A 10,978-nucleotide genomic window follows, 5' to 3' on the forward strand; every position below is an offset into this window, starting at 1 on the left:
GTGCGGGCGCTTGGGCACAGGGACTCCTTGCTGCCACGGGTTTGACCGGTCCCGTGGATGGTCGGGGCCGGCGCGGGACGGGAGGTGGCGCTCCGGCTGCGGCGGTCCCCTGCGCACCACCACATGCTTCAGCACCTCCCCTTCTGCCCGTACCGGTAGGTCGTCGCGACCCCATGCCTGCCGGCCGGGCAGCCGGAGCAGACGCCCCGCGCCGCTGACCGGCCGTGGCAGCGCCTGGGCCAGGGCGGCCGCGGCGGCCCTGGCCAGGGTGCGCAGCGTGTCCAGCGCGGTCACCATCCGGGCGTCCGCGCGGTGCAGCAGCCAGGCCACGGCCAGCGCGGCGAGCGTGTGGACGGTCGTCATCGCCGTCCCGGCGTGATGCCAGGCATGTCCGTCGCCCGGCGCCGCCGTGAGGTGCCCGGTGTGCACCGCGTGCCCTGGTGTCCCCGTCTGCGTGTCGCCGTCCGCCCAGGACAACGCCAGGTGCAGCACGCCTTGCGTCGCCAGCGTGAACAGCATGGTCGCGGCGGGCGGGCAGTGGCGCCGGGCCAGGGGCCAGACCCCCGCGAACTGCGCCGTGGCCAAGCAGCTCACCAGCCGCCACGGCACCGTTCCTTCGGCGATCGCATGGTGGCCGAACGCGGCGAGCACCGTGCCGAGCACCGCGAACACACCGGCCCGCACGCACGCTCCCGCCCGGGCATCGGGCCGGGATCCCCCGGCACGGCCCTGGTGCCCCGTCGCGGGATCACTCGGCACGGTCACCCACCGCCGCGGCCTTACGTGCGCCGGGCGTGCGACCCTGTCAGGCGTTCGTCGCAGACGAGCGGGCTGATGGAGGTCACGGGCGTTCACCTTGTCGTATACGGCCCGGAGGGTGGGAACTGTTCACACCGCGCCTCGCAACCAGCAGGGGTGTAGAAGCACCCGCTCTTGGCTAGTGGTGATGATGGGGCATGGTGTGAGCGTGACTGCGGCATAGTCCACAGTCCCGTTCATCCCGTGGCCGCTCCTGTTGACTGAGCGTGGGGAGGTCTTGGACCCATGGGTGACACTCTCGTCCCGACGCGGGCCGATGGAGATGCGGTGGATTCGGTCGGGCCGTCTCCGCCTCGGACGCCGTATGCCCTGGCGCGGCGCCTGATCCGAGCCGATCCTGTGCTTCGACTGCACGTAGCTCTCCGTCCACCCGGTAGCCCGACCGCCGCGACCAGCGGCGATGACGGCGGCACGACCGTAGGGCCGATCGAGGTCGTGCCGGCTCACCCGGCTTGCCATGGTGGGTCGTTGGCCGTCACGACGAGGGCCCTCAAGAACTGTCCCGGACTGCTCCGAAAGATCATGGACAGGCGTCCGGGCGGCGCTGGCACGGACGATCTCACCTTCGTCGTGGAGTATTTCGTGCGGCCCCTGGTACGGGTCTTCCGTACCGCACTGGACAGCTACGGACTGGTGTTCGCCGACCCTCTTGGGCCGGACACGGCCTTCGAGCTGCGTGCGGACCTGGCAGCCACCGGCCGGGTCCTGGTCATGGACAGCCTGTCCGTATCCGGCGCCGCCGGTCTGATGACGCGTCGCGCGGCGACCCTGCGAGCGGCGCGGGAGTCGGATACCGACCTTGGCGCCCTCACCGCCTGGTCGTCGGGGAATGCGGCAGCCACCGTCCCCAACACGCTGCATGCCCTGGCGGAGGCCTTCTCGCGGGCGCGTCCGGACGCGCCTAAGGACCCGGGCGCGGCGTTCAGGGAGGTTCTTGCGGCGGAGATGCGTTATCTGCGGCCGGACACCGCACGCCTGCTCTCCGCGGACGCGAGCTGGGCCGCATGGGCACACAGCGTGCCGGAACAGCAGGAGCGCGCCCTCGCGCACCTGCTGGCCAAGCTCCAGGATCGGGCACGGGAGTGCCGGGTCCTCCCGGACAAGCCGCTGCCTGTGGTTCTGATCGGTCCTCTTACGGGTGGTGGCGAGCGGGCCCTGCCCGGTCTGCCGCAGTTATGCCGGGATGTGTGGCACGCGGGCGGGGAGACCGTCTTCCTGACCGAGGGGCCGGGCTGCCCGGCCGCCGGCTACGCATCGGGCCTCGCACGGTACGGAGTGCCCGATCCGACGGTGCTGACCCCGCGCTCGGCAGACGGCGCCGGGCCCGCCGCGGCCGCGGCGGCGCTCGCCCGGTGGGATCGGCGAGCGGAAGTCGTCGCCTGTCTCGCGGTGCTGGGCCCCACCGCGCGGGCTCCGGTCGGCTGGGAGGCGTTCGGGCGCCAGTTCCCGGGAGCGACGCTGCTCGTTGTCGGGCATGACGACCGCACCGGGTCCGGTGGTGACGATCGCACCTGGTCCGGTGACGTGCCCATGCCCTCCTCCCTCGCGCCACAGGTACCGGATCGGCCGGATGTGGTGCAGGCCCTGGAAATGCAGTCGCCGGCCGCCGCACCGGCCAACACAACTGCCGCTCCGACACTGCCGGCCGCGCGGTCGCTGTCGTCCCTGCGGCTGGATGTGCTGCGGCACAATCCGGCGATCGAACAGCACGCCGTACGGTGGAGTGGCGAGGAGACCCGACGGTTCGTCGACCACCTGGTCACGGCCGCCCGGCGCAATGCCGACCGCACCGCCCGCGCCGCCCGGGACACGCTGGGGCGTCGGCTGGTCGGGGCGCCGACCGACGCCGAGCGGGCCGTGCGCCTGATGCATCACATCCTGCAACGCAAACAGTTCAAGCACGGGCCCAGCTCCAACTACCCGCCCGAGCTGGCGTTGAGGGAAATGCTCCCCTTCGTCCGGCGCGGCGAACCGGTCCCGATGGCCATGGTGTTCTTCCCCAACAAGTTCGCCCACAGCAAGCTCAAGGCAGTCGGCGACCTTCCCGATCTCGCCGAACTGGCGATGCTGATCCGCCTCCTGGAGCTCATGGAGGCCGTTCATCAGGTGTACTCCCCCGGTCTGTTCTTCTTCCTGGCGGCGGACAACCAGCACTATCGCGCCCACTCGGCCGCGAAGCTCGAGGAGGGCATGCTCATCATGAGCAGATACGCGGGGGCCGCGGGCCTGTCCGGCAAAGTCGTCGAGATCGTCGCCTACGACGAACTCGCGGAACGGCATCAGGGCACCGCGTTCGTGACGGCCCACCGGGCCCTGCGCGCCCGTATTCTGGCCGAGTACCGCGCTGCCCTGCGCGGCCTCGACATCACCTCCGGGCCGCTGCGTACGCTCCGCGAGGCGGACCTGCGCGACCCGCGGGGCAATTTCGCCGATCTTTTCCGGTCGCTGGTCTTCTCCGTACGGACGCCCGGCACGCCCGGCACGCCCGGCACCGTGCCCGCCACCGGATCGTGGTGGAGCGAGGTCTACGCCGACCTGTACAACCTGGCCGAGGACTGCGCGGCGCCCGAAGTCATCGCGGCGCGCAAGGAGGTCCTGACCACCGCGTGGGACGACGCTCTCCGGTACGTCGCCACCTGGCATGCCGACGCGCACACCGGCTACCGATCCAAGCTCGTTCCCGGTGGAGTGCAGGTGTCGCTGCGGCCCGCGCCCGGCAGAATCGGTCTCAACCTGCTGGGCGGCACCGCCCTGTCGTCCGCGCACGCCACTGGTGCCATCGACACCCGGGGGGTCGTCTCCCGCGAGTTCGCGGTGGCTCTGCGGGACCAGTGCTTCGTCCCCCTGTACTCACCGCTGCTCGGTCCGCAACAGCCGTTCGCCATGGTCCCGGTGACCGCCACCCAGGCGAGGGGCGACGGGGCCGGCGCCCGTATCGATCCGGCGTTTCTGCGCACCACGCGCCTGCGGCGGAGATGAGCCGTGAGCCGGCAGGACCCGCCCGGCGCGGCCGGATCAGCGCTCCCCGAGTTCGGCCCTGCGCACCTTTCCGCTGCTCTGGCGGGGGACGCTCGCCACGATCTGGCATGTCATGGGCACCTTGGCGTCGGACAGCCGTTCGCGGCAGTACGCGTCGACGGCCGCGGTGGTGACCGGATCGGCCGGGTCGGACGGTACGACGAGCGCGTGCACGGCCTCTCCCAGGTACTCGTGTCGTCGTCCGGTGACGACGGCGTCGGCGACGCCGGGCATCTCCAGCAACACCGCCTCGACCTCGGCGGGGTAGACGTTTTTCCCGCCCACGTTGATCACGTTGCTCTTGCGGTCCACGAGGTAGAGGTAGCCGTCAGCGTCCAGGTGGCCGAGGTCGCCGACGGTGAGGAAGCCGTCCCGCTCGGGCAGGCGCGGTCCGTCGCCGAGGTAGCTCGGCTGTCCGACACCCGGTGTCCGCATGAAGACCTCGCCGACCTCACCGGCCGGCAGCTGCCGCCCGCCCTCGTCGTAGATCCGTATCTCGCAGTCGGTCGGACGGCCGACGCTGCCCGGGCGTTTCAGCCACTCGTCGCCCCGGATCACTGTCCTGCCGACCCGCTCCTGGCTGGCGTAGATCTCATACACCCGCCCGGGATCGATCAGCTCCAGCCAGGCCCGCTTGACCTGCTCCGGGCAGGGGCCCGCGCCGTGGTGCAGCGTCTCGATGCTGGACAGGTCGTAGTCCCTGAGCCCCGGCACATCGAGCAGCATCCGCATCATCGCCGCCACCATCCGTACATAGCTGACCCGGTGTTCCTGCACGAGCTTCAGGAACAGCGACGGAACGAACCGCTCCATGATGATGACCCGGTGGTCGAGCGCCAGGCCCTGGTACAGCGCCTGGAAACCGGTGTGGTACAGCGGCAGGACCAGCAATTGCGTCTGCCCGAGCCGCATGCCCTGCGCCTTGTCGTGCCGAGCCTCCCAGGCGCCCGGCCGGTACGTCCACGGCCGCGGCCGCACGATCACCCGGGGCAGCCCCGTCGTACCGCCGGTCAGCGTGGCGGACCGCGGTGTGCCTTGTCGCGGGAGCGGAGTGTCGCTGTGCCGGCGCTCGCGCCACCACCCCGGCCGTACAGCCGCCCCGTCAACGTCGCCGATCAGCACGTGTTCGCCGATCGCGGCGGCGAGGGCGGCACGCTCGGCCGCCGTTCCCTGCGGATCGAGCGGCACCACCAGGCTGCCGAGTTTCCAGGCGGCGACGGTCGCCACCACATGGTCCGGACCGGCGGGCAGGGCCACCGCCACCGTTCTCCGCGAGGTGACACCGCGCTCGGCGAGGCCGCGCGCCGCGCAGTTGGTCAGCCGCTCGAGCTCAGCCCAAGTCAGCTCCGACACACCGCCGTTCGGCGCCACCGACAGGACGGCGGTGGCGGCCGGGTGTTCGGCGGCCAGCTGCCCGATGCGTTCGCCGATGGTGACGGTGGACTCAGTGGACTCCGTGGACTCCTGCTGGGGAGAAGGCATGTACGGTCCTGCCTTTTCGCTGGGTCTCGAACGCCCCGATCGCCTCATGTAGGTTGGCACCATGCCGCGGCGGCGCGACTACCGGCTGTTTCTGATCAGCCAGACGATATCGAATGTCGGATCGTCTTTCACGGCCTTCGGTCTGCCACTCCTGGTGTTCAGACTCACCGGCTCCGCGGTGAACCTCGCGCTCACCACCGTCGCCGGGTTCCTGCCCTACCTACTGTTCGGCCTGGTGATCGGCGCCTGGGTGGACCGGGTGGACCGCCGCCGCGCACTGGTCGACGCGGTGGTGGCCCGAGGGCTGACGATCGCGGTCCTCCCGGTCCTCGGCGGCCTGGACATGCTGACCGTGTGGGCCGTGTACGCGGTGGCATTCGTCAACACGTCTCTGGGGATTGTCTCCTCCGCGGTGGAGAGCACGGCGATCCCCACTCTGGTGTCCCGGGACGAACTGGCGGACGCCAATGGGAAACTGCGCGCCGGATACGCGGCGGCGCAGGTCACCGGGCCCCTTCTGGCGGGAGCGCTGATCGGCGGCGGGTTACCGGTCACCGGTGTCTTCGCCATCGACGCCGTCTCGTTCTGGCTCGCGGCGACCCTGCTCCTGGCCATCCGCACCCGCTTCAGCGGCGACCCGCCACGGGAGGAACGGCGCTCCGTCGCCTCCGACGTCGGCACCGGACTGCGGTATGTGCTGGCCGACCCGGTGCTGCGCGGCATCGCCCTGCACGCGGCGCTGTACAACCTGATCGGCTCCACCGTCACGTCCCAGCTCGTCCTGTTCGCCCATCAGCGGCTGGGAGCCGACGATGCGCAGGTCGGTCTGTTGTTCGCCTGCGGGGCTCTGGGCACCGCCGCCGCGCTGTTCACCTTCAGCCGCCTCGCGCGCCGGGCGTCGTTCACCACGACCACCCTGGGGGTGATGATGTGCTGGAGCGTCCTGGTGCTGGGGCTTTCGGTCAGCACCGATATCCGCCTCGGCGCGGTGTTCTGGGCGTGCGCGGCCGGGCTGCCGTCCGTCTACGCCGTCAGGACCCTGACGCTACGTCAGACCGTCGTACCCGACCATCTTCTGGGCCGCGTGCAGACGACCGGACAGGTGCTCGCCTGGTCGGCACAGCCCATCGGCGCCTTCATCGGCGCCTGGCTCATCAGCGTCACCGGACGTATCGCGGTGGTGTACGCCGGATCGGCCGTGCTCATGGCCGCCGTCACCGGCTGCTTCTGGCTGGGCCCGCTCGGAAAGGCCGACATACGCGAGTGACCCGATGATGCCCCGCAGCGCCTCGACGACAGGAGGAGAATCGTTGAACGAGCCCCAGGCACAGATGTCCGATGTTCCGGCCGAGGTGCTCGGCAAGATCAGGTCGGCCGTTCAGGCGCTCCCGCAGGTTTCCGAAGCGGTCGCGCTGGACTGGCGGGTCCCGCTGCCCATACGTGGCCGGCACCTCGCCGATGTGCTGCCCACGGGATTGGCGCGGGAGCCGACGGACGCGGCGGAGGGGACGGGCACGGACACCACCGAAGTCGCCACCGCGGCGCCCGACGACGAAACACCGGCCGAGTACGAAACACCGGCCGAGTACGGAACACCGGTCGAGGACGGTGCCCGGGAACCCTCCATCCTCGGCTCAGGCTCACTCGGTCTGCCCGTCGACCACCCTCGTACCCTGCAGGCGGCCCTGGCCAGGGCCGCGGAGGAGGCACCGGACCGAGGGATCACCTTCCTGACCCGGCAAGGCACCAGTGTCCATATGACCTACCCCAGGCTCCTCGCCGACGCCGAGCGCGCCCTGACCGGGTTACGCGCGCTCGGTCTGCGCCCGGGCGACTCGGTCCTCTTCCAGTTCGACGCCAACCGCTCCTTCGTGACCGCCTTCTGGGCCTGCGTCCTCGGCGGTTTCCTTCCCGCCCCGCTGGCCGTGGTCCCGGACGGGGAACGGGGCTCGGGCAAGCTCCGCAACACCTGGTCGTTGCTCGGCCATCCGCTGATCCTCACCGACCTCGACGCCGCGGAGCTGGCGGACGCCCTGTCAGGGCAGTGGGGCACAGGTGTCCGGGTGGCCGCCATCGCCGACATCATGGCCGACCGCAGGGACCGGGACTGGTTCGCGGCGAGGCCCGACAGTCCCGCGCTCAACCTGCTCACATCGGGCAGCACCGGACTGCCCAAGTGCGTACGGCACAACCATCACAGCATCGTGGCCCGCACCTGGGGAGACGCCGTGGTGAACCGGCTCACCGAGGAGGACGTCACCCTCAACTGGATCGCGATGGACCATGTGATGGGCTCGGTGATGGCACACACCCGGGATGTGTTTCTGTGCTGCGCCCAGGTGAACGTCACCCCCGACATGTTCGCCGCCCGCCCCCTGAACTGGCTCGACTGGATCGACCGCTACCGCGTCACCAACATCTCGGCCCCCAACTTCGCCTTCGCGCTGGTCAACCGGCACGCCGACGAAATCGCCGAAGGCCGGTGGGACCTCAGCTCGCTGCGGGTCGTCTACAACGGCGGTGAGCCGGTCGTCAGCGGCACCGCGCACACCTTTCTCACCCTCCTCGCCCGCCACGGCCTGCGGCCCGACGTCATGATGGTCGTCTGGGGCATGTCGGAAACGGCCTCCGCGGTCACCCACGCCCCGCTGTCGCGCGACGACCGGACCCTCGGTGTGGTCGTGCTCGACCAGGATTCCCTGGGCGGGGATCTGCGGCCCGCGCGGCCGGGCTCCCCCCGGACCGTCACCTTCACCTCGGTCGGCGAGCCGGTGCCCGGGGCCCTGCTGCGCATCGTCGACGCGCACGGGGCGGTGGTGCCACGCGGCCGTGTGGGCCGCCTGGAGGTGAGCGGCGAGACCATGATGACGGGCTACTTCGGCAACGAGGAGGCGAACGCCGAGGCGTACACCGCCGATGGCTGGTTCCGGACCGGAGACCTGGCCTTCGTCTGGGACGGCGGCCTCGTCATCGCCGGGCGGGAGCGCGACCTCATCATCGTCAACGGGGCGAACTACTTCTGCCACGAGATCGAGGACATCGTGACCTCGATCCCGGGCGTCGCACCGTCCTCGGCGGCGGCCTGCGGACTCTTCTCCCCCGACATCGGCACCGACCGCCTGCTGGTCTTCTTCGTACCCGACCCCGCGCCCGACGCCACCGGGCAACCCGAACGGTCCGATGACGGTCTCTCACATCAAGCGGCCCTCGTCCGCGCCATCACGACCGCCGTCGCCGCGCGGACCGGCCTCGCTCCGTACCGTGTCGTGCCGCTGGCCGCCGGGGAGTTCCCGCGCACCGTCTCGGGCAAGATCCAGCGCGGACAGCTCCTGGCGTCCTACACCGCCGGCTCCTTCGACGAGCGCCTTCGCCGGCTGGAAGTCGTCGAGGAGGGCCCGCGCACCGTGCCGCCCTGGTTCTTCGCCCCAGTGTGGGAAGAGGCCCCGCTGCGCGGCGCCGCACCCCCGACTGAGGCCCCCAACCCCCTCGTCGTGTTTGCCGACGACCACCAGGACGGTCTCCTGACCGGGGCCACGGCGGCGCGGATGCCCGGCCCGGTGATCGTCGTCCGCCCGGCGGACGGGCCCTACGGCCTGCGCGAGCAGGCGGACGGCTATCGGCTGGACCCCGAGGACGAAGCCGGCTACCGAGCGCTGCTGACGGCCATCGCGCGCGAACACCCGCAAGTCGATGGGATCGTCCACGCCTGGTCGCTCGCCGGTGACGCCCCCGAGGACGTCCCTGGCGGCCTGCGCCGTGGGGCGCTGTCCGTCGCGAGGCTGGTCCGAGCGCTGGCCGACAGCCCATGGCCGGCCGCCGCGCTTCTGGTGGCGACCCGGCTCCCCGTCGCCGCGGAGGGGGCTTCGCCCGCGCCGACGGCCGCGGGGTCGCTGGCCAACGGAGCGCTCACCGGGCTGGTGAGGAGCGTGGCGACCGAGCGTGGAGAGGGGGTGACGCGCCTGATCGACGTGGCCGACAACGCCGGACGCGCGGCCCTGATCACCGCGATCCGCGCCGAACTCGCCTCTTCCGGGGAGACACTGACGCGCTACGCCGCCGGGCGGCGCCTGGCCGCCCGGCTCCAGCCGATCGCCGCGCCGGCTCTCTCCCGGCCCGGTGAGGCGTTCCACGAAGGCGCCCTGTACGCCATCACCGGCGGTTCCGGCGGAATCGGCCAGGAGATCGCACACCACCTGGCGGCCGCGTACGGCGCCAAGGTCCTGCTGCTCGGCCGCCGGGACGCCGCCGAGACACCCGCTCCCTCCCCGCTGCCGCCGGAGGGCAAGGGCGAGATCCGTTACGAGCGCGCCGACGTGACCGACCCCGACGCGCTCGGCGACGCGGTGGCCAGAGCCGAGCAGACCTGGCGGCAACCGCTGGCAGGAGTACTCCACCTGGCCGGGCGGTCCCTGCGCCATCAGTGGGACGACATCACCGCACATGTGGTGGCACGCGAACCGTCCGAGGAGTACGAGCAGACACTCGCGCCCAAAACGGCGGGCACACTCGCGGCGGCACATCTGCTGGACGATCGGCCGGACGCCTGTCTCCTGCTCTTCTCCTCGGTGAACGGCTACTTCGGCGGCACGGGCTTCGGCGCCTACGCCGCGGCCAGCAGCTTCCAGGACGCCTTCGCCGCGTACTGGTCCCGCAGCAGGGGGCGTGATGTGCGGTCGCTCGCCTGGAGCCAGTGGAGTGGTGTCGGCATGAACGCCGACGGGCCGATGACGGCCGCCGCGGCGGCCCGCGGATTCCGCCCGATCACACCGGCACAGGGCCTCGGCTCGCTGCTCCTCGCATGCACCGGCGCCGAACGCCACCTGCTGATCGGCCTGGACGCGCACAACCCGGACATCAGCCCGCTGCTGGCCGACACGGCGACCCGGCGGGCCGTTCTCCTCGGGTACACAGGCGGGGCGCGGGCCGAAGACGTACTGACCGCCGCGGCAGGCGTCACCGGCGGCGGTGTGCCCGTCCATGTCGCCTCCGTGCCGGCCCTGCCGCACACCCCGGCCGGAGAGATCGATGGCACTGCCCTGGCGCGCCTGGCGATCGGCAGCGGTGATCCCTCACGGACCCGGCCGCCGAAGGCGGGTCTTGAGACCGATATCGCCCGTGTCGTCTGCGACGTCCTGGGCCGTGGGTTCATCGGCCGGGAGGAGAGCTTCTTCGAAGTCGGCGGAAACTCGTTGTTCGCCGCACGGCTGCAGCACGAGGTCGCCCGGCGGCTGGAACGCAGGCTGCCATTGCGCGCGCTGTACCGACATCCGACGGTACGGGCTCTCGCCACCGCCCTGCGGGAGCAGGAGGGCTGACGCCGGGGCGTCGGTGCCACGGCCCCGGCCTCGGCCTCGGCCACTGCCAACGCCCTGGTCAGCCGGTCAGAATCCTGCCGAGTTCCGCGGCCGCGTCGGCGCCCAGGACCGTGAAGTGGTCGCCCGGTACCCGGCGCACCTCCACCCCGCCGTCGGCCAGAGTGCCCCAGCCGCCCGCCGCACCGGCCTGCGGCCGTCCCGGGCGCCGCGGCCGCAGCAGAAGGAGCGGTCCGGGGAAACGGGTGGGCCGGTGCCGCTCGGCGGCCCGTGCCGCCGCGTCGAAGACTCGCCAGTACCGGGCGATCTCCTCGTCGTCGATCTCCCGCGGCGGCACGCCGATCTCC

General features: G+C 71.6%; 5 protein-coding genes and 1 pseudogene. 3 read left to right on the top strand and 3 right to left on the bottom strand.

Features of this window, described 5'->3' with window-relative positions; all coding sequences use genetic code 11:
* A partial coding sequence (locus CCN51_RS48440; protein WP_086861061.1) for a hypothetical protein occupies window positions 1–684 on the bottom strand: 684 nt, incomplete at its 3' end.
* A gap of 657 nt (window positions 685–1,341) precedes the next feature.
* Between CCN51_RS48440 and CCN51_RS48445 the strand changes: the two genes are divergently transcribed.
* Window positions 1,342–3,798 carry an L-tyrosine/L-tryptophan isonitrile synthase family protein gene (locus CCN51_RS48445; RefSeq protein ID WP_014172736.1) on the top strand — a complete coding sequence of 819 codons (2,457 nt, stop codon included), beginning with the start codon at window positions 1,342–1,344 and terminating at the stop codon, window positions 3,796–3,798.
* 36 nt (window positions 3,799–3,834) lie between these two features.
* Here CCN51_RS48445 and CCN51_RS48450 read toward each other — a convergent pair whose 3' ends face one another.
* A complete protein-coding gene (locus CCN51_RS48450) occupies window positions 3,835–5,319 on the bottom strand; it encodes a class I adenylate-forming enzyme family protein (protein ID WP_014172737.1) in 1,485 nt (494 codons plus the stop codon).
* Window positions 5,320–5,380: 61 nt separating this feature from the next.
* Here CCN51_RS48450 and CCN51_RS48455 point away from each other — a divergent pair, with 61 nt between their 5' ends.
* On the top strand, window positions 5,381–6,586 hold the full coding sequence (locus CCN51_RS48455) for an MFS transporter (RefSeq protein WP_014172738.1): 1,206 nt from the start codon (window positions 5,381–5,383) through the stop codon (window positions 6,584–6,586).
* A 43-nt stretch (window positions 6,587–6,629) separates the two neighbouring features.
* Window positions 6,630–10,634, top strand: a complete 4,005-nt coding sequence (locus CCN51_RS48460) for an SDR family NAD(P)-dependent oxidoreductase (RefSeq protein WP_014172739.1) — start codon at window positions 6,630–6,632, stop codon at window positions 10,632–10,634.
* 58 nt (window positions 10,635–10,692) lie between these two features.
* Here the strand turns inward: CCN51_RS48460 and CCN51_RS55465 are convergent.
* Window positions 10,693–10,978, bottom strand: a pseudogene (locus tag CCN51_RS55465) (hypothetical protein); the annotation flags it as partial.

This window comes from Streptomyces milbemycinicus (assembly GCF_002154605.1).
GTDB classification, from domain to species: Bacteria; Actinomycetota; Actinomycetes; order Streptomycetales; family Streptomycetaceae; genus Streptomyces; species Streptomyces milbemycinicus.